The sequence below is a fragment of the Polaromonas sp. genome (assembly GCF_029945685.1).
Classification (GTDB): Bacteria; Pseudomonadota; Gammaproteobacteria; order Burkholderiales; family Burkholderiaceae_C; genus Polaromonas.
This window is the reverse complement of record NZ_JAQSDA010000020.1, coordinates 299651-317931: the sequence shown is the minus strand read 5'-3', so window position 1 is coordinate 317931 and position 18281 is coordinate 299651. Positions and strand designations below refer to the sequence as shown.

General features: G+C 62.8%; 18 protein-coding genes. 12 read left to right on the top strand and 6 right to left on the bottom strand.

The features are described 5' to 3' along the window. Window positions 1–153: 153 nt before the first annotated feature. The 3 genes from ahpF to PSV26_RS13090 all read right to left on the bottom strand — a co-directional run bounded on the left by ahpF (window position 154) and on the right by PSV26_RS13090 (window position 3428). The gene (gene ahpF / locus PSV26_RS13100) at window positions 154–1725 is read right to left on the bottom strand and encodes an alkyl hydroperoxide reductase subunit F (protein ID WP_300571336.1); all 1572 of its coding nucleotides are present in this window, start codon (window positions 1723–1725) and stop codon (window positions 154–156) included. A gap of 86 nt (window positions 1726–1811) precedes the next feature. After that, window positions 1812–2375 carry an alkyl hydroperoxide reductase subunit C gene (gene ahpC / locus PSV26_RS13095; protein ID WP_096696255.1) on the bottom strand — a complete coding sequence of 188 codons (564 nt, stop codon included), beginning with the start codon at window positions 2373–2375 and terminating at the stop codon, window positions 1812–1814. Window positions 2376–2606: 231 nt separating this feature from the next. Further along, window positions 2607–3428: a pyruvate, water dikinase regulatory protein gene (locus tag PSV26_RS13090; RefSeq protein ID WP_300519003.1), complete on the bottom strand. Its 822-nt coding sequence runs from the start codon at window positions 3426–3428 to the stop codon at window positions 2607–2609. A 175-nt stretch (window positions 3429–3603) separates the two neighbouring features. Here PSV26_RS13090 and ppsA point away from each other — a divergent pair, with 175 nt between their 5' ends. The 10 genes from ppsA (at window position 3604) to dnaB (ending at window position 13054) form a co-directional block, all read left to right on the top strand. Continuing rightward, on the top strand, window positions 3604–6003 hold the full coding sequence (ppsA, locus tag PSV26_RS13085) for a phosphoenolpyruvate synthase (RefSeq protein WP_300519006.1): 2400 nt from the start codon (window positions 3604–3606) through the stop codon (window positions 6001–6003). A gap of 213 nt (window positions 6004–6216) precedes the next feature. After that, entirely contained in the window at window positions 6217–6513 is a 297-nt protein-coding gene (locus PSV26_RS13080) for a hypothetical protein (RefSeq protein WP_300519008.1), read from the top strand. Further along, window positions 6510–7091 (top strand): tetratricopeptide repeat protein, encoded by a 582-nt coding sequence (locus tag PSV26_RS13075; protein ID WP_300571334.1) that lies wholly within the window; start codon window positions 6510–6512, stop codon window positions 7089–7091. The genes PSV26_RS13080 and PSV26_RS13075 overlap by 4 nt, the downstream gene beginning before the upstream one ends. Before the next feature lie 144 nt (window positions 7092–7235). Further along, complete coding sequence (locus PSV26_RS13070; RefSeq protein WP_300519014.1) at window positions 7236–7496, top strand: DUF4212 domain-containing protein; 261 nt, start codon at window positions 7236–7238, stop codon at window positions 7494–7496. 2 nt (window positions 7497–7498) lie between these two features. After that, window positions 7499–9625, top strand: coding sequence for a sodium:solute symporter family protein (locus PSV26_RS13065; protein WP_300571333.1), 2127 nt, complete (start codon window positions 7499–7501; stop codon window positions 9623–9625). A gap of 338 nt (window positions 9626–9963) precedes the next feature. Beyond that, window positions 9964–10329: a 30S ribosomal protein S6 gene (rpsF, locus tag PSV26_RS13060; RefSeq protein ID WP_007871089.1), complete on the top strand. Its 366-nt coding sequence runs from the start codon at window positions 9964–9966 to the stop codon at window positions 10327–10329. Window positions 10330–10402: 73 nt separating this feature from the next. After that, window positions 10403–10702, top strand: coding sequence for a primosomal replication protein N (priB, locus tag PSV26_RS13055; RefSeq protein WP_300571331.1), 300 nt, complete (start codon window positions 10403–10405; stop codon window positions 10700–10702). A gap of 10 nt (window positions 10703–10712) precedes the next feature. Next, entirely contained in the window at window positions 10713–10997 is a 285-nt protein-coding gene (gene rpsR / locus PSV26_RS13050; protein ID WP_077592883.1) for a 30S ribosomal protein S18, read from the top strand. Between the two features lie 11 nt (window positions 10998–11008). After that, complete coding sequence (gene rplI, locus PSV26_RS13045; RefSeq protein WP_300519032.1) at window positions 11009–11461, top strand: 50S ribosomal protein L9; 453 nt, start codon at window positions 11009–11011, stop codon at window positions 11459–11461. A 180-nt stretch (window positions 11462–11641) separates the two neighbouring features. After that, a complete protein-coding gene (gene dnaB / locus PSV26_RS13040; protein ID WP_300519035.1) occupies window positions 11642–13054 on the top strand; it encodes a replicative DNA helicase in 1413 nt (470 codons plus the stop codon). 73 nt (window positions 13055–13127) lie between these two features. Here the strand turns inward: dnaB and PSV26_RS13035 are convergent, their stop codons facing one another. Together PSV26_RS13035 and PSV26_RS13030 are read right to left on the bottom strand one after the other, a co-directional pair. Then, window positions 13128–13532, bottom strand: coding sequence for an RNA-binding protein (locus tag PSV26_RS13035; protein WP_300519038.1), 405 nt, complete (start codon window positions 13530–13532; stop codon window positions 13128–13130). 107 nt (window positions 13533–13639) lie between these two features. After that, window positions 13640–15484 (bottom strand): M14 family metallopeptidase, encoded by a 1845-nt coding sequence (locus PSV26_RS13030; protein ID WP_300571329.1) that lies wholly within the window; start codon window positions 15482–15484, stop codon window positions 13640–13642. A gap of 181 nt (window positions 15485–15665) precedes the next feature. On the opposite strand from PSV26_RS13030, the gene dusA reads away from it, so the two are divergent. Together dusA and PSV26_RS13020 are read left to right on the top strand one after the other, a co-directional pair. Continuing rightward, a complete protein-coding gene (dusA, locus tag PSV26_RS13025) occupies window positions 15666–16697 on the top strand; it encodes a tRNA dihydrouridine(20/20a) synthase DusA (RefSeq protein ID WP_300571327.1) in 1032 nt (343 codons plus the stop codon). Then, window positions 16690–17622: a DMT family transporter gene (locus PSV26_RS13020; RefSeq protein ID WP_300571325.1), complete on the top strand. Its 933-nt coding sequence runs from the start codon at window positions 16690–16692 to the stop codon at window positions 17620–17622. Before dusA ends, PSV26_RS13020 begins: the two co-directional genes overlap by 8 nt. On the opposite strand, the gene PSV26_RS13015 is transcribed toward PSV26_RS13020, so the two are convergent. Further along, window positions 17594–18229: a GntR family transcriptional regulator gene (locus PSV26_RS13015; protein ID WP_300519048.1), complete on the bottom strand. Its 636-nt coding sequence runs from the start codon at window positions 18227–18229 to the stop codon at window positions 17594–17596. The two genes, PSV26_RS13020 and PSV26_RS13015, sit on opposite strands and share 29 nt — an antisense overlap. Window positions 18230–18281 lie beyond the last annotated feature (52 nt).

Genomic DNA, 18281 nt, shown 5'->3' with positions numbered 1-18281 from the left:
GTCTCCCGGCGGCCGCTTCTGCTCAAGCATGTCCACACGTGTGCCGTCTGCCTGCGTGTGAGGTTGATAAGCGTTCGTATTGCCTGAGACCGTTGACCCGGAAAAGGCAAAGCCCGCCGGGGGCGGGCTTTGCTGCGCAGCCAGTAGGGCGGGTCAGTGCGCCGTCGCCGGGCTGCGGATCAAATAATCAAAAGCGCCCAGCGCCGCCTTGGCACCGTCCCCGGCCGCAATGATGATCTGCTTGAAGGGCACGGTGGTGGCGTCCCCCGCGGCGAAGACGCCGGGCAACGAAGTCTGACCGCGCGCATCGACAATGATCTCGCCGTGTTTCGAGAGATCGACCACACCCCTGAGCCAGTCGGTGTTGGGCACCAGACCGATCTGGATGAATACGCCTTCGAGCGCCACGGTCTTGAGTTCGCCGCTGGCGCGGTCCTTGTAGACCAGGCCGGTGACCTTCTGGTCGCCGGTGATCTCGGTGGTCTGCGCGTTGGTGAAGACCTCGACGTTGGCCAGGCTCTTGAGCTTGTTCTGCAGCACCGCGTCGGCGCGCAGCGCAGTGTCGAACTCGATCAGCGTCACATGGCCGACAATGCCGGCGAGATCAATCGCCGCCTCGACGCCGGAGTTGCCACCGCCGATGACGGCCACGCGCTTGCCCTTGAACAGCGGGCCGTCGCAATGCGGGCAGTAGGCCACGCCCTTGTTCTTGAACTCCTGTTCGCCGGGCACGTTGATGTTGCGCCAGCGCGCGCCGGTGGAGATGATCACCGACTTGCTTTTCAGCGAGGCCCCGCTTTCCAACTGGATCTCGATCAGGTCCTTGCCCGGTCCGCTGTGGGGAATCAAGGCCTTGGCACGCTGCAGGTTCATGATGTCCACGTCGTAGTTGCGCACGTGCTCCTCAAGGGCGTGGGCGAACTTGGGACCTTCGGTTTCCTTGATCGAGATGAAGTTCTCGATGCCCAGGGTGTCCAGCACCTGGCCGCCGAAACGCTCCGACGCCACGCCGGTGCGAATGCCCTTGCGCGCCGCGTACACGGCCGCCGCCGCGCCGGCCGGTCCGCCGCCGACGATCAGCACATCGAAGGGGTCCTTCTCGCTGATTTTTTTGGCTTCGCGTTCCACGCCGCTGGTGTCGATCTTGGCGAGGATTTCTTCCAGGCTCATGCGGCCGTTGCCGAACATGGTGCCGTTGAGAAAGACCGTGGGCACGCCCATGATCTCGCGCTCCTTGACTTCTTCCTGGAAGGTGCCGCCTTCGATCATGGTGGTCCTGATGCGCGGGTTCTGCACCGCCATCAGGTTCAGCGCCTGCACCACGTCCGGGCAGTTGTGGCAGGTCAGGGAGACATAGACCTCGAAGTCGAGGTCGCGGTCCAGCGCGCGGATCTGGTCCAGCACTTCCTGCTCGACCTTGGGCGGGTAGCCGCCGATCTGCAGCAGCGCCAGGATCAGCGAGGTGAATTCATGGCCCATGGGCAGGCCGGCAAAACGCGGGCCGTGGTTTTCGCCCGGGCGGTTGATGGAAAACGAAGGCTTGCGGTGCGGGTCGTCGCGGCTTTCGGTCAGCGTGACCAGTGGCGACGCCTCTGCGACATCCTTCAGCAGTGACAGCACTTCGCCAGAGGCCTCGCTGTCGTCCAGGGAGGCGACGATTTCGATGGGCGCGGTGGCGCGTTCGAGGTAACTTTTCAGTTGGGCTTTGGTGGCGTCGTCAAGCATGGCGGACTCACTTTCGGTTTCAATGGGGAACAAAAAAGCCCGGGGCACACCGAGGTGTGCAGCGCCCGGGCTTGGACCGCGGGGGGTTAGATCTTGCCGACGAGGTCGATCGAGGGAGCAATCGTCTTGGCGCCTTCGTTCCACTTCGCGGGGCAGACCTGGCCGGGGTGGGCGGCGGTGTACTGGGCCGCCTTCAGCTTGCGCAGGGTTTCCTTGACGTCGCGCGCAATTTCGTTGGAGTGCACTTCAGCCGTCTTGATGACGCCATCGGGATTGATCACAAAGGTGCCGCGCAGTGCCAGGCCTTCTTCAGGAATGAACACGTCAAAGGCCTTGGTCAGCGTGTGGGTCGGATCGCCCACCAGCGGGAACTTGGCCTTGCCGACGGCGGGAGAGGTCTCATGCCACACCTTGTGCGAGAAATGGGTGTCGGTGGTCACGATGTAGACCTCGGCGCCGGCTTTCTGGAATTCGGCGTAATTGTCGGCAGCGTCCTCGACTTCCGTCGGGCAGTTGAAAGTGAATGCAGCCGGCATGAAGATCAGGACCGACCATTTGCCCTTCAGCGATTCGTCTGAAACGTCGATGAACTTGCCGTTGAGGAAGGCTTGGGTTTTGAAAGGCTGGACTTGGGTATTGATCAGGGACATCGGGATAACTTCCTATAGGCGGGTTAAAAGTACTTGCGAAACGATAGTATAACTCTCAAAAATAGCATCTACCGATAGGTAATTGCTATTGAATGAATAGACGTCACGGCAATGGGCGCCAGTGCTGCGCCGGCGACTGCGGCCGTCGGCCCTCTTTTGTATGGAAATAATGCTTGTATCCCTTATGGGACTTACCCAAGCCGCTATCAAAAAAAGAGCGATCGATGCGCTTCAGTACTCCAGCCGCTCGGGCCGGATTTCCTGCAGGATGGTGGTGGCGATCTCTTCGATGGACTTGGTGGTCGTGGACAGCCAGCGAATGCCTTCGCGCCGCATCATGGCTTCTGCCTCGTGAATCTCGTCGCGGCAGTTTTCCAGACTCGCGTACTTCGAGTTGGGCCGGCGTTCGTTGCGGATCTGGGCCAGGCGCTCGGGCGCGATCGTCAGCCCGAAAATTTTCTTGCGGTGCGGCACCAGCGCCGGCGGCAACTGGCGGCGCTCGAAGTCTTCCGGGATCAGCGGGTAGTTCGAGGCTTTCAGTCCGTACTGCATGGCCAGGTAGAGCGAAGTCGGCGTCTTGCCGCTGCGGCTCACGCCCACCAGGATCACGTCGGAACCGGCCAGGTCCCTGTTGCTTTGCCCGTCATCGTGGGCCAGCGAGAAGTTGATGGCTTCAATGCGGTCGTCATAGGCCTTGCTTTTGGAGGCATCCGAAAAACGGCCGACGCGGTGGTTCGACTTGATGCCCAGCTCGGTTTCCAGCGGCGCAACAAAAGTGCCGAACATGTCCAGCATCATGCCGTGGCAGTGGGCCTTGATGACGGCCAGGATCTCCATGTTGACCAGCGTGGTGAACACGATCGGCCGGTTGCCCTCCAGCAAGGCCGCGTGGTTGATCTGACGCACGGCCTGATGCGCCTTGTCCACGCTGTCAATAAAGGGCAGGCGCACGTGACGCGCCGTGAACTCAAACTGGGCCAGGATGGCGTTACCAAAGGTTTCAGCGGTGATGCCGGTGCCGTCGGAGATGAAAAATACGGTGCGGTTGGGCATGTCGGGCCTGGTTTGGTGGCAAAGCGCCTACACGAAGCATGCAGGCAACGTTCTACAATCGGTCGATTATCCAGATTTGCGACACCATGCCCCGCTACAACCCCTTCCAAGAACCACAAGGTTGCTTGCCGCGCATGGCCGATACCCCCGTTTTTAAACCTCCCGGAGTATTTTCATGTCCAAGCTTTTTGAGGCGACCGCCCTGGTCGTACCGTTTGAAAACCTGAGGATGACGGACGTCGAGTCTGTCGGCGGTAAAAACGCCAGCCTCGGCGAAATGATCTCGCAGCTGCCGACCGGCCCCAAGGGCGTGCAGGTGCCCACCGGCTTTGCCACCACCGCCCACGCCTTTCGCGTGTTTCTGGCCCACGACGGGCTGGACAAGAAAATCAACGCCGTCCTCGACAAGCTGGACACCGACGATGTGCGTGCCCTGGCGGTCGCCGGCGCCCAGATCCGCACGCTGGTCGAAGCCCAGCCTTTCCCGCCAGACCTCGAAAAAGCCGTGCGCAGCAGTTTTGCCGCATTGAGCGCGGGCAACGCCCAGGCCAGTTTTGCGGTGCGCTCATCGGCCACCGCTGAAGATCTGCCCGACGCCTCGTTTGCCGGCCAGCAGGAAACCTTTTTGAACGTGGTGGGCATCGAAGACGTGCTGCACAAGATGAAAGAGGTGTTTGCCTCGCTCTACAACGACCGCGCCATCAGCTACCGCGTGCACCAGGGCTTTGCCCATGCCGACGTGGCCCTGTCGGCCGGCGTGCAGCGCATGGTGCGCAGTGACATCGGCGCGGCCGGCGTGATGTTCACCATCGACACCGAAAGCGGCTTCGAGGACGTGGTGTTCATCACCTCCAGCTACGGGCTGGGCGAGACGGTGGTGCAGGGCGCGGTGAACCCCGACGAGTTCTATGTACACAAGCCCATGCTCAAGGCTGGAAACCGCGCCGTGATCCGCCGCAACCTGGGCAGCAAGCTGCTGCAGATGGAATTCACCACGGCGGAGGAAAAGAAGGCCGGCGGCAAGCTGGTCAAGACCACCGACGTGCCGGCCGAACTGCGCAACCGTTACTCGCTGACCGACGCCGATGTCGAGCAGCTCGCGCGTTACGCCGTCATCATCGAAGACCACTACGGCCGTCCCATGGACATCGAATGGGGCAAGGACGGCACCGACGGCCAGCTCTACATCCTGCAGGCGCGCCCCGAGACGGTGAAAAGCCAGTCCAAGGGCAAGGCGGAGATGCGCTACAAGCTCAAGGGCACCGGCACCGTGCTGGCCGAGGGCCGCGCCATCGGCCAGAAAATCGGTACCGGCCCGGTGCGTATCGTGCACGACATCAAGGACATGGACCAGGTCCAGCCCGGAGACATTCTGGTCACCGACATGACCGATCCGAACTGGGAGCCGGTCATGAAACGCGCCAGCGCCATCGTGACCAACCGCGGCGGGCGCACCTGCCACGCCGCCATCATTGCGCGCGAGCTTGGCATCCCGGCGGTGGTCGGCTGTGGTGACGCCACCGAGCGGCTTCTGGACGGCATGCTGGTGACAGTGAGCTGCGCCGAGGGTGATACCGGCAACATCTACGACGGCCTGCTGGAGACCGAAGTGACCGAGGTGCAGCGCGGCGAAATGCCGCCGATTGACATCAAGATCATGATGAATGTGGGCAACCCGCAGCTGGCTTTTGACTTCTGCCAGGTGCCCAACCACGGCGTGGGCCTGGCGCGGCTGGAGTTTGTCATCAACAACAACATCGGCGTGCACCCGAAAGCCATCCTCGACTACCCGCAGGTCGATGCCGACCTGAAGAAGGCGGTGGAAAGTGTGGCGCGTGGCCATGCCTCGCCGCGCGCTTTTTATGTCGACAAGGTGGCCGAAGGCATCGCAACAATTGCCGCGGCCTTCTGGCCCAAGCCGGTGATTGTTCGCCTGTCGGACTTCAAGTCCAACGAGTACCGCAAGCTGATCGGCGGTTCGCGCTACGAGCCCGAAGAGGAAAACCCGATGCTCGGTTTCCGCGGTGCGGCGCGTTACCTCAGCCCTGATTTTGCCGAGGCCTTTGCCATGGAGTGCGAAGCGCTCAAGCGCGTGCGCAAGGACATGGGTCTGACCAATGTCGAGGTGATGGTGCCTTTTGTGCGTACGCTGGGCCAGGCCAGGGCGGTCACGGAACTGCTGGCCCAACACGGCCTCAAGCGCGGCGAGGATGGCCTGCGCATCATCATGATGTGCGAGGTGCCGAGCAATGCGGTGCTGGCCGACCAGTTCCTCGAGTACTTCGACGGCTTTTCGATCGGCTCGAACGACCTGACCCAGCTCACGCTGGGCCTGGACCGCGACTCGGGCCTGGACATCCTGGCCAAGGACTTCGACGAGCGTGACCCCGCCGTCAAGGCCTTGCTGAGCCAGGCGATTGCGGCCTGCAAGCGCCAGGGCAAATACGTCGGCATCTGTGGCCAGGGCCCCAGCGACCATCCCGACTTTGCGCTGTGGCTCAAGGAGCAGGGCATCGGGTCGATCTCGCTCAATCCCGACACCGTCATCGACACCTGGAAGCAGTTGGCGAACTAGGCCGCGTTGGCTCACCTGCGCCGACCACGTCAGGCGCGGGGCGGGCGCGCAATGCCCTCTTGTAGGTACTTGGTTCTAGCTGCCTTTGCAGGTAGCCAGAACCAAGGGAAAGTCCTAGGCAGGGTTTCAACGGGGTTTACCGCGGTGTACGGCAGTTTGTAAGAAGTCGGTAAGCACCGGGGCAACAATCAAGCTTTTGTTGCCAGGGCCCCTATGCTTTTTGCCGCGTCTACTCTTAAATTGATAGCAGAGATCGCATTGCTCGCGTTATTCGGGCAGTGGGTGCTTGGCTTGCTGGCGGGCGCCAAAAAAGACGGCAACCTGTTCTACCAGATCCTGCAGATCGTCGGCAAACCCTTTGTGGCGGCCGCCCGCTTCATCACTCCGAAACAAATCATTGACCGCCACGTTCCGCTCGTGGCGTTTTTGTTGCTGCTGTTTGTCTGGGTGGCCGCGACCCTGACACGCATCCGGATCTGTCTTGAAATTGGTGTGGAGCTTTGCAAATGAACACAATCCTGGCCTATTGGTATCTCAAGCTGCAGGCGCTGGTGCTGCTGGTGTTTGGCAAGCAGCTGGTGGCCCTCGAGAAATTCGACCAGATGCTGGTGCTGCGGCCGGGTGACCGTTATGCCCTGGCCAGCCGCGCTCATGTCCTCGCGCAGGAAGGCGACAAACACGGCGCCATCGCCGCATTGCGCTTGCTGGCGCAGCTTTGCCCCGACAATGCCGCGGCCTGGTTCAACCTGGCCTACATGCTGGAAGACATCGGCGGCCACGCCGATGCGGAGCCCGCCTTTCGCCGCGCGCTGGACATTGAACCCAAGATGGATCGGGCCTGGTACGGCCTGGCACTGCTGCTGATTCGTGACCGCCGCTTTGACGAAGCGGTTCAGGCACTCAAGAAAAATACAGAACTGCAACCCATGAGCCCGTTTGGCTGGTATCAGCTGGCGCGGGTTCATGTCGACAGGCAAGACCCTGATGAGGCGGTGAAGGTCATTCGCCACCTCAAACGGTTTGAGCCTAAAGTGGCCGCCCAGCTGGAACGCGAGACGGGACTGCGCGCAGCAGCGCAGTCTTCCTGACGGCAAACCAGCTGAGTGGTTATTTGACGGCCGGGGTCTGGGCCCAGGCTTATAAGAGACGCGATCCGGCTTGCAGGCCACGCTTGGGGACAAGTGGCGATCGTGATGTGCCCGAAAGGGTGTTGTTAGATGGAGGCAAGTGTTATGCAGTTGACTGACAACCATCGCCGTTATTGGCGAAAGAACCTCAACATCACGGGAGTCCTTCTCGTGATCTGGTTCGTCGTGACGTTCGTCGTGAGCTACTACGCCCGCGAGCTGAGCTTCAATTTCTTTGGCTGGCCCTTCAGCTTCTGGATGGGAGCACAGGGGGCTTTGGTGATTTACGTGGCGATCATCGGCTATTACGCCTGGTACATGGGCAAGCTCGACATCGAACACGGTGTTGAAGAAAGCGAGGAATAATCATGGCTGGAATGTTTGGTAACGACGCCGGCACTAACACTGCGGCCTCCAATGCTGCCTTCAAGGCAGGCCTGGGCAAGGTCTACAAGTGGTACACCGGAGGCTTTCTGGCCTTTGTGATTGTGCTGGCCGTCCTTGAACAGATGGGCTTGTCCCGACAGTGGATCGGCCTGATCTTCCTGCTCGCCACCATCGGCCTGTATGCCGGCATCGGCATCATGAGCCGTACGACCGACGCTGCCGAATACTACGTGGCAGGGCGTCGTGTCCCGGCCATGTACAACGGCATGGCGACCGGCGCCGACTGGATGTCTGCGGCGTCCTTCATTGGTATGGCCGGAACGCTTTACCTGACCGGTTACAGCGGCCTGGCCTTCATCATGGGCTGGACCGGTGGTTACTGCCTGGTGGCGCTGTTTCTTGCGCCCTACCTGCGCAAGTTCGGCCAGTTCACGATTCCCGACTTCCTGGGCGAGCGTTATGGCGGCAACCTGCCGCGCTTTCTTGGGATCGTCGCTGCGATTCTGTGCTCCTTCACCTATGTGGTGGCACAGATTTACGGCGTCGGCATCATCACTGCGCGCCTGACCGGTGTAGCCTTTGAACTCGGGATTTTCCTGGGTCTGGGTGGCATTCTGGTTTGTTCTTTCCTGGGCGGCATGCGTGCCGTGACCTGGACGCAGGTGGCCCAGTACATCATCCTGATCGTGGCTTACATGATTCCGGTGGTGTGGCTGTCGGTCAAACAGACCAGCGTCCCGATTCCGCAGGCGATCTACGGCTTCCAGCTGCAAAAGGTGACGGCCAAGGAAAAAGAGCTGACCAGCAATCCGAAAGAGCTTGAAGTCCGCGAGATCTACAAGCAGCGCTCTGCAGCCCTGGCTGAAAAGCTCAAGAACCCGGCCGTTGCCCTGGCTGCCGACAAGGCGGCCGCAGAGAAAACCGTGGCGGACCTGAAGGCCGCCAATGGCGCGCTGTCGGAAATTTCTGCCGCTGAAAAAGCGCTTGCTGCCTTGCCGAAGGATGAAGCTGCGGCCAGGAAGGCCTGGACAGCTGCAAAAGCCGGTGCCGACACCAAGGCCAAACCGCTCAATGGTATGCCGCCGCATGCGCAGCAGTTTGCTGGCGACCCCAATGGCGATGCCGCTGCCCAGCATGCTTACGACGTTTCGCGGCGTAACTTTCTGGCACTGATTTTCTGCCTGATGGTGGGTACCGCCGCACTGCCGCACATCCTGATGCGTTACTACACGGTGCCGAGCGTGAAGGAAGCGCGGCAATCCGTCACCTGGTCGCTGTTCTTCATTTTCCTGCTGTACTTCACAGCGCCGGCGCTGGCCGTGCTGGTGAAATATGAGGTCTTCACCCTGGTGGTCGGTACGCCGTTCAACGCCTTGCCGGAGTGGATTTCTGCCTGGAACAAGGTCGATCCGACGCTGCTGTCGGTGGTGGACATCAACAAGGACGGCATTTTGCAGCTCAACGAGATATCCATCGGTGGTGACATCATCGTGCTGGCCGCGCCCGCGATTGGCGGCCTGCCTTACGTGGTGTCCGGCCTGGTGGCCGCTGGCGGTCTGGCGGCTGCGCTGTCCACGGCTGACGGCCTGCTGCTGACGATTGCCAACGCGCTCAGCCATGACCTGTACTACAAGATGATCGACCCGAACGCATCGACCGCACGCCGCGTGACCATCTCCAAGGTCCTGCTGCTGGTGGTTGCACTGGCTGCCGCCTACGTGGCATCCCAGAAACCGGCCGACATTCTGTTCCTGGTGTCTGCGGCATTCTCGTTCGCAGCGGCTGCGTTCTTCCCGGCCCTCACGCTGGGGATCTTCTGGAAACGTGCCACCGGCATCGCCGCTTCCCTGGGCATGATCGCCGGACTGGGAACCACGTTCTTCTACATGGTCACCACCCAGCCCTGGATGCGCGGTCTGTTCGGCATCACCTCACCGGTTCAACTCTGGTGGGAAATCCAGCCGATCTCGGCCGGTGTCTTCGGTGTGCCTATCGGTTTTGCCGTGATCATCCTGGTCAGCCTGGTCACCCCTGCGCCCAGCCGCAAGATCCAGGAGCTGGTCGAGCATGTGCGCTACCCAACCCTGCGTGCTGATCCTGTGCGCTGAGCCCTGAACTGACCGGGACTTCCGGTCAGCCGCAACCCAAAAGCCCGGCAACGCGAGTTTCCGGGCTTTTTTCATGGGCGGGTGTTTGCGGCAGGCCGTCCAGGAACAGCCCCCCTCGGGGGCAAGGGGATCTATGCGCGACGAGCGACATTGGGGCTCTCCCTTTCAAGCAGGGGCCGCGGAACCGGCTCCGCCGGCGCAGCGGCCTTCGAGGGCAGGGCGCTACGCGTAGCGAGTAACCGTGGGGGCCATATTGCGGTGGTATATAATCATGGGCTTCGCCTTGCTGCACCCTTAACGACGCTGGGGCAGCTTCAACCAAACCACAAGGAGAGTTTATGCGTCATTACGAGATCGTCTTGCTGATCCACCCGGATCAAAGCGAGCAAGTCCCAGCCATGCTGGAACGTTACAAGGGCATGATTACCGCCGGCGGTGGAAAAGTGCATCGTGTTGAAGACTGGGGCCGCCGCCAGCTGGTGTACCTGATCCAGAAACTCGCCAAAGCCCACTACCTGTGCATCAACATCGAAGCCAGCCAGGCCGTGATGGAAGAAATTGAACACGCGTTCAAGTTCAACGACGCCGTGTTGCGCCACCTGACCGTGGTCAAGAAAAAGGCTGAAACCGGCCCGTCCCTCATGATGCGCAACGTCGAGAGGGAAGAAGCCCGCAAGGCACAGCAGCAGGAGTATGCGGCCTGACCCTTCATCGGGTTGCCCCACATGCTGTTGAACAACTGATTGCTGCGCATCGGCGCAAGATCATGATTCTGCAGTGAACCGCGTTGAATTGACCGCTTGTATCGCCGAGGCCAGTCCTCTTCGCTACACCCCCGCTGGAATCCCCGCTGCCAATTTCGTCCTCGAACACGAGTCGAAAATGACAGAAGCAGGTTCCACCCGGCAGGTCAAATTGACGATGAAAGCGGTGGCTTTTGGAGCGCTGGCTGAGCAAACTGGCCAGTTGCCCCTAGGCAAACCCTTCAGGTTCACCGGTTTTCTGGTCAATGCCCGCGGTAGCAAGAGCGTTGTTTTCCATATCCAAGCCATCGAATCAGTACCGAACCCCATTTAAGGAGTCCATCATGCCCGGACCAAAACGTTTCAATAAAGACAAGCGCCCCAAGCGCAATACCCAATCCCTGCTGTTCAAGCGCAAGCGTTTTTGCCGTTTCACCGCTGCCGGCGTTGAAGAAATCGACTACAAGGACATCGACACCCTGCGCGATTTCGTAGCCGAAAACGGAAAAATCATTCCCGCACGCCTGACCGGCACCCGCGCGATTTTCCAGCGCCAGATCAACACCGCCGTCAAGCGCGCTCGCTTCCTCGCGATGCTGCCTTACAGCGACCAGCACCGCAGCCTGTAAGGAACACGACCATGCAAATCATTCTGCTCGACAAAGTCGTCAACCTGGGCAACCTGGGTGAAGTCGTCAAGGTCAAGGACGGTTACGCCCGCAATTTCCTGATCCCTTCCGGCCGCGCCCGCCGCGCAACCGCTGTGGCGATCAAGGAGTTCGAGGTCAAACGCGCCGAACTTGAAAAAGCCGCCGCTGCCAAGCTGGCCGACATGCAAGCCCAGGGCGAAAAACTCAGCGGTACCACCGTCAAGCTCACGCAAAAAGCCGGCGTGGACGGCCGTCTGTTTGGTTCTGTCACCAACCACGACATTTCTGCCGAACTGACCAAACAGGGTTTCCCTGTGGCCAAGTCGCAGATCCGCATGCCCAACGGTCCCTTGAAGACTGTTGGCGACCACCCGGTGACTGTTGCGCTGCACACCGATGTGGCTGTGGACATCACCGTGACGGTGTACGGCGAATCTGCCTGATCGGCCTCGCTGCCCCTGAAAAGCCGCTCCCTGAGCGGCTTTTTCAATGGTGCGGCCGTCCGGCGCAGTTGTGCACATCTCCCGCGGGGATTTACACCGCATTTCCCACGCTTGTTCACAACTTTATCCACCGCGTTTTCGCTGTGGCGGCGTAGTATTTAGCACTCTCTCAGGAAACCCATGTCCGCCGTACTTTCAACCGCTCCCGACCCCCGTTACAGCGCCGACCGGCAGATTGCCCAGTTGCGCATTCCCCCGCATTCGATCGAGGGCGAATCAAGTGTGCTGGGCGGCCTGCTGCTGGACAACGGCGCCTGGGACCGGGTCGGCGACCTGTTGGTCGACGAGGACTTCTACCGCTACGAACACAAGCTGATTTATGCCGCCGTGGGCGCCCTGATCAATGCGACCAAACCGGCCGATGTGATCACGGTGTACGAGCACCTGCAGAACCAGGGCAAGGCGGAAGACGTGGGTGGCCTGAGTTACCTCAACTCGCTGGCCCAGTACGTGCCCAGTGCCGGAAACATCCGCCGTTATGCCGAGATCGTGCGCGAGCGCTCCATCCTGCGCAAGCTGGTGGCCGCCAGCGACGAGATCGCCACCAATGCCTTCAACCCCCAGGGCAAGGCGGTGGCCATGATCCTGGACGAGGCCGAGCAGAAAATTTTCAAGATCGGCGAGCAGGGCTCGCGCATGAAACAGGGCTTCCAGAGCATGGACACCCTGGTGGTCAGCCTGCTGGACCGCGTCACCGAGATGTCGGAAAACCCGAACGACGTCACCGGCGTGCCCACCGGGTTTTACGACCTCGACAAGATGACCTCCGGCTTTCAGGCGGGCGACCTGGTGATCCTGGCGGCGCGGCCGTCCATGGGCAAAACCGCGCTGGCCATCAACATCGCCGAACATGTGGCGCTCAACGAAGGCCTGCCGGTGGCGGTGTTTTCCATGGAGATGGGCGCCTCGCAGCTGGCGGTGCGTATCGTCGGTTCGATCGGCCGCATCGACCAGACCCATCTGCGCACCGGCGCGCTGACCGACGAGGAGTGGCCGCGCCTGACCGAAGCCATCGAGAAGCTGCGCAACATCTCGCTGCACATCGACGAAACCCCCGGCCTGACGGTCAGTGAGCTGCGCGCCAACGCCAGGCGGCTGGCGCGCCAGTGCGGCAAGCTCGGCCTGATCGTGGTCGACTATCTGCAGCTCATGAGTGTGTCCAGCGGCATGGCCGAGGAAAACCGTGCCACGGCCGTCGGCGAAATTTCGCGCGGCCTGAAGATGCTGGCCAAGGAGCTGCAGTGCCCGGTGATCGCGCTGTCACAGCTGAGCCGCGGTGTCGAGTCCCGCACCGACAAACGCCCCATGATGAGCGATTTGCGCGAGTCCGGCGCGATCGAGCAGGATGCCGACATCATCATGTTCATTTACCGCGACGAGTACTACACCAAGGACGCCTGCAAGGAACCCGGCGTGGCCGAGGTCATCATCAGCAAGCAGCGTAACGGCCCCACCGGCACGGTCAAGCTGGCGTTTATCAACCGCATCACCAAGTTCGAGAGCCTGGCGCACGGCGGCAGCGGAGATTTCTAGATAGAAGAGGGCTCCAGCCCTCTATTTGCAAGCGGCTATAGCTACTTATTTGATAGCAGTCAAGAGGGTCGTCCTATTCCAGGTCTTCCATGGCCAGCATGTGGTATTTCTGGGCAAAGGAAAAGGGCTGCTTCCTGACCACGGTCATCACGTGTTCTGTCTCATTCTCGGAAGGCGCGTGCACCATCAGGGCGTGCTGGCCGGCGCGGGCCAGGGTGACATATTTCTGGACCGTGGCGCCTTCGGTGCCAACCGAGGGCAGAATCACATCAGACTCGCCGTTGACCCGGCCAATCTCGCGCAGGATGGTGTCGGGCTCCAGCAGCATGACGGCTTCGCTGTCGAAGCCGCTTTCTTCCAGCTCACGCGCCGCCTGCTCCGCCTGGGCACCCTCGGGAAACATGATGAAGGCATAACCAGTGGGGTAGAACACGCCCGACAGGGTCAGCATCTTGGGGTGGAGCGCAAATGTTTTCATGATGAATCCTTTCGTGGTGATCCATCATTAGTGCACGCCGGTGCCGCCTTGTCTGTAGGCCGGGTCGCACAAATCGCATGCAGCGCCGGGCCTTTGTACGGCATCGCTCAGGGCAGCTCTTCAGTCCGGAGGGTGGGTTCGGACAGGACGCGCGCGGTGCTGGACAGGCTGTCGAGCAGCCGGTTCGCAAAATAGCTGCTTTGCGTGTCCGGTTCCAGCGCCGCGATCACGAGGTTGGCCAGCGGCTGGTTCAAGGGCACGTAGTAACTTCCGGACGGTGCGTCGATCACGCCGCGCACCAGCGCTACCTCGGCCCGGACGATCTGCCCGGCATCGGCGATGCTGCCGCGCACGTCCTGCCGGACCCCGGCCGAACGGGCCGTCTCGCGGTAGAGGTCGCCCAGCATGGACGCCGGCTCGGCCACCCGCAGCACCTGCACGCCGTGCAGGCGCAGCCGCTCCACAGCCGTTCGCGATCCCGCCGACAGCCAGTAGCCACAGGGGCGCACACGGGTCTTGATCTTGCGCAATGTGAGTGCCGAGTTCCACTCGACTTTCACGGTCCTGTCGGCGCCGGTGACCGGGTCCAGCATGACGAGATCCTTCTGGGTGAGGGTGGGTGCGGCCTCGATCACGGCCTCATCCTTGCAGGCCAGGGTGCTCATCTCTTTCTCGATGTAGGGCTGCAACTGGCCCAGTTCGCTGGCCCGTTGGGCGGTGCTGGCGAGCACGCTGGAGATCGCCGTGACATGGGTGTGCACGCGGCGCTGGATGTGCAGCCGGTCGATGCCCACGCCGCGGGTTTCGATCAGCAGGCTGACCGCGTTTTTCAGGCCGCTGACGTTGCGGCCGGTGTCGGGTTGCGTGCCGCCCATGGAGATGGTCTTGTCCGCCAGGTCCGCCGACGTGGTGTAGTACCACTCGGTACTCAGTCCCTGCGCCTGGAGGGCCGTCACCAGCGGGCGGCGGTACCACTCCTCGGAGGCTTTGGTCAGGAACTCGGGAATGTTGGCGGTGGTCGCGTACTGCAGCAGGGCGTCGTATTTCTGCACCGTACCGAATTTCTGCAGAAAACGGCCCACCACCGTGTATTCGTGGGCATCGACCACCACCGTCGGGTGGTAGTCGCGCGCGAGCCGGGCCAGGGCCTGCGCTTCTGGCGTGTTGAGCAGCAGGTGGTCGCGGTTCATGTCCAGGCCGCCCGTGGTGACGCGCTGGCCGGCGGCCGAGCCATCGGGGTTGGCGCGCGGCACGATGATGACGTTGACACGCTCGAGCACTGGCCGCATCAGGCCCTCGGTGAGTTCGCGGGCCACGACCAGCAAGGCTTCGGTGCCGGCGGGTTCGTCGCCATGCTGCTGGCCGACCAGCAGCACGGTGGGGCGACCGGAGGCAGCGATGGCGGCCGCGTCGGTGCCGGCGGCACGCGTCAGCACCAGGGCTTCCAGGGTCTCACCGCGTTGTGACTGGCCGATGGGCAGCACGGCGGCTTTCAGGCCCGGTGAGCGCGATGCCGCTGTGCTGAGTTCACGCAGCCAGGTCTGGATTTCCGCATTCGAAGTGAAGCTGCTGCGCCCTTGCTGCAGGCCGGGCGTGTTGTAGATGACGGAAGGCGCCGGGAAGCGGGCGGCGACGGCGGCGCTGTAGGGGGCGGCGCTGGCAGGTGAGGGGGCCATCGCCGGCCGGTCGGGGACGGGCTGGACGACGACGGCGGGAAGGGGGACGGGCGCCGGTGCCAGCACCACCCGCGGCGGGGGCGCGACCGTGCCGGTGGGCGACGGCCAGGGCGGCAGCGGCACCGAGGTACAGGCCGCCAGCGCCAGCAGCAGCGGCAGCAGAACGGCGGCGCGCGGGCTGGTCCTGCGCTGGCGCAGGAAGAAAGGCGAGGAGGGCGATGGTTCCGGGGGGCTGGTGGAACAGGTCATCCGCAGGGGCAGGTCGGTCTTGGTCATGGCGTGGTGTTGGGAAGGCCGGCGCAGGTGCGGCCCAGGCTGCCATTATCCGGCTTGCGCGCCCGTGTCGGTGTCGGTGCCTACCCTCTGCGGCGTCATTTTTGCGGCCCCATGGCGGCGTCCGGCAGGCTCGCGTGAGAAAATAGGGGCCTCCATGCCCCCTGCATCCGCTCTTTCCCTCATGAATTCCGGTCTTTTCCCCGCACACCGCCTCAGCGTGGCCCCGATGATGGACTGGACCGACCGGCATTGCCGCTACTTCCACCGCCTGCTCTCACGCCATGCCTTGCTCTACACCGAGATGGTGACCACCGGCGCGCTGGTGCATGGCGACGTGGCGCGGCACCTGCGCTTCAACGCGGAAGAACACCCGGTGGCGCTGCAGCTGGGCGGCAGCGAGCCGGCCGATCTGGCGCACTGCGCCCGGCTCGGTGAGCAATGGGGCTACGACGAAATCAACCTCAATTGCGGTTGTCCCAGCGAGCGTGTGCAGCGCGGTGCCTTCGGCGCCTGCCTGATGGCCGAGCCGCAACTGGTAGCCGACTGCGTGAAAGCCATGGTCGACGTGGTGACGGTGCCCGTCACCGTCAAGCACCGCATCGGCATCGACAAGGGTGAAAGTTATGACTTCGTGCGCGATTTTGTCGGCACGGTCAGCGAGGCGGGCTGCAGCACCTTCATCGTGCATGCGCGCAATGCCTGGCTCAAGGGACTGAGCCCGAAGGAAAACCGCGAGGTGCCGCCGCTGCGCTACGAGATGGTGCACCGGCTCAAGCGGGAGTTTTCCGACCTCACCATCGCCATCAACGGCGGCATCACCACCGGCGAACAGGTGGCGGCGCAATTGCGCGAACTCGACGGCGTGATGGTCGGGCGGGAGGCCTACCACAACCCCTGGTGGCTGGCCTCCTGGGACGAGAGCTTTTTTGGCGCGGCGCCCGGCGAAGCGACGCGTGAGTCCGTCGAGGCGCAGATGGCCGACTACATGGCCGGGGCGTTCGCGGAACACGGCACGCCCTGGCCAACGATCGCCCGCCACATGCTCGGCCTGCGGCACGGCCTGCCCGGTTCGCGGCGCTGGCGCCAGGTCTGGAGCGACCACAAGCTCAAGCACCTGCACCCGCGCGAGGTGATGGCGCTGGCCCATGCGCCGGGCGCTGCGGGGGAAAGCGCTGACTCTTCATGGCAGGTTGCGGTGGCGGCCCATGTTTGATTCCGCGCAACGCGAGACGCGCCGGGCGCTGCTCCTGCTGTGGCTGGTGCCCGCACTCTGGGCCGTCAACTACATCGTGGCGCGCAAGGCGCCGGGCGTGATCGGCCCCTACATGCTGGCGCTGGGCCGCTGGGCCCTGGCTGCGCTGATCCTCATTGTGCTGACCCGGGCTGAACTCTGGGTGCAACGCGCTGCAATCATGCGCGCCTGGCGGCAATATCTGGTGCTCGGTTTCCTGGGCATGCTGGTTTGCGGTGCCTGGGTGTATGAAGGGGCGCGCTCCACCGGGGCCATGAACATTGCGCTGATCTATTCAGCCTCGCCGGTGCTGATCGCCCTCGGGGCGATGTGGTGGCTGGGCGAGGGTTTCGGCGCGCGGCAGGCCGCCGGTGTGCTGCTGGCGCTGACGGGCGTGGTGCACGTGGTCGTCAAGGGACGCTGGACGGCCCTGGCCGACGTGTCTTTTGTGGCAGGGGATGCCTGGATCCTGGCGGCCACGGTGTCCTGGGCCGCTTATGCGCTGCTGCAGAAAAGGTGGCCCAGTTCCCTGAGCGCGACGGCGCGGCTGGCCGCCATCTGTATTGGCGGCACCCTGGTCCTGCTGCCGCCGGCGCTGTGGGAGGCGACGCGGCCCGGCGCGGACATCCTGGGTGGACAGGCCTTGTTGCTGATGGTGGTGGCCGCGCTGATTCCCGGCGTGGGTGCTTACTGGATCTACGGCTGGGCGCAGAAAATCCTCGGGGCCAGCCGGGTGGCCGTGGCGCTGTACCTGGGCCCGCTTTACGCAGCGGGGGCGGCCTGGTTGCTGGGTGAACCGCCGGGCTGGCACCATGCGGTCGGCGCGCTGCTGATCCTGCCGGGGGTGTTTCTGGTCACGCGGCCGATCAAACAGCCTGTCAAGCCGCCGCTTCCAGCCCGTTCCTGAAGTGTTCCCGCATGCGCTGCACGGTGGCATCGGCATCGCGTGCGGTCAGCGCCGCCATGATGGCGCGGTGTTCGGCCAGTGACTCTTCGATACGGCCGCTTTTGAGCAATGAGTTGTGGCGGTTCAGCTTCATGACCTTGCGCAGGTCGGCCACCATCTGGTCGCGCCAGCGGTTGTTGGCGATCTCCAGCAGGCGCATGTGGAAGGTTTCGTTGATCTGGAAGAAGCGCTCGCGGTTGGTCACGGCTTTCTCGAGCTCGCGGTGCAGGGTTTGCAGTTCCTGCAGCTGGGCCTCGGTGGCCTGGCTCGCCACCACGCCCGCGGCGTCGCTTTCCAGCAGCGACAGCAGGTGGTAGACATCGGCCAGGTCGCGTTCGGACACCTCGGTGACGTAGGCGCCGCGCCGCACCTTCATGGTCACCAGGCCTTCGGTGGCGAGCACTTTGAGGGCTTCACGCAGCGGCGTGCGGCTGATGCCGTATTCTTCGGCCAGCTTGAGCTCGTCGATCCAGCTGCCCGGCGCCAGTTCGCGGCTGAAAATACGCTGGCGCAAAAGCTCCGCCACCTCTTCGTAAAGTGCGCGGGGGGTCAGTGAAACAGCGGCCATGGTCGTGGTAAGGAGTCGATTGCAGCCAGAGGGCTGGACAGCGCGATCTTAT

Bases quoted from the DNA above. Each gene is read 5' to 3' on its own strand.
- rpsR (WP_077592883.1), top strand. From the start codon at position 10,713: ATGCCCGGACCAAAACGTTTCAATAAAGACAAGCGCCCCAAGCGCAAT.
- PSV26_RS13015 (WP_300519048.1), bottom strand. From the start codon at position 18,229: ATGGCCGCTGTTTCACTGACCCCCCGCGCACTTTACGAAGAGGTGGCG.
- dnaB (WP_300519035.1), top strand. From the start codon at position 11,642: ATGTCCGCCGTACTTTCAACCGCTCCCGACCCCCGTTACAGCGCCGAC.
- PSV26_RS13035 (WP_300519038.1), bottom strand. From the start codon at position 13,532: ATGAAAACATTTGCGCTCCACCCCAAGATGCTGACCCTGTCGGGCGTG.
- dusA (WP_300571327.1), top strand. From the start codon at position 15,666: ATGAATTCCGGTCTTTTCCCCGCACACCGCCTCAGCGTGGCCCCGATG.
- rplI (WP_300519032.1), top strand. From the start codon at position 11,009: ATGCAAATCATTCTGCTCGACAAAGTCGTCAACCTGGGCAACCTGGGT.
- ahpF (WP_300571336.1), bottom strand. From the start codon at position 1,725: ATGCTTGACGACGCCACCAAAGCCCAACTGAAAAGTTACCTCGAACGC.
- rpsF (WP_007871089.1), top strand. From the start codon at position 9,964: ATGCGTCATTACGAGATCGTCTTGCTGATCCACCCGGATCAAAGCGAG.
- ppsA (WP_300519006.1), top strand. From the start codon at position 3,604: ATGTCCAAGCTTTTTGAGGCGACCGCCCTGGTCGTACCGTTTGAAAAC.
- PSV26_RS13075 (WP_300571334.1), top strand. From the start codon at position 6,510: ATGAACACAATCCTGGCCTATTGGTATCTCAAGCTGCAGGCGCTGGTG.
- PSV26_RS13080 (WP_300519008.1), top strand. From the start codon at position 6,217: ATGCTTTTTGCCGCGTCTACTCTTAAATTGATAGCAGAGATCGCATTG.
- ahpC (WP_096696255.1), bottom strand. From the start codon at position 2,375: ATGTCCCTGATCAATACCCAAGTCCAGCCTTTCAAAACCCAAGCCTTC.
- PSV26_RS13065 (WP_300571333.1), top strand. From the start codon at position 7,499: ATGGCTGGAATGTTTGGTAACGACGCCGGCACTAACACTGCGGCCTCC.
- PSV26_RS13030 (WP_300571329.1), bottom strand. From the start codon at position 15,484: ATGACCAAGACCGACCTGCCCCTGCGGATGACCTGTTCCACCAGCCCC.
- PSV26_RS13070 (WP_300519014.1), top strand. From the start codon at position 7,236: ATGCAGTTGACTGACAACCATCGCCGTTATTGGCGAAAGAACCTCAAC.
- PSV26_RS13020 (WP_300571325.1), top strand. From the start codon at position 16,690: ATGTTTGATTCCGCGCAACGCGAGACGCGCCGGGCGCTGCTCCTGCTG.
- PSV26_RS13090 (WP_300519003.1), bottom strand. From the start codon at position 3,428: ATGCCCAACCGCACCGTATTTTTCATCTCCGACGGCACCGGCATCACC.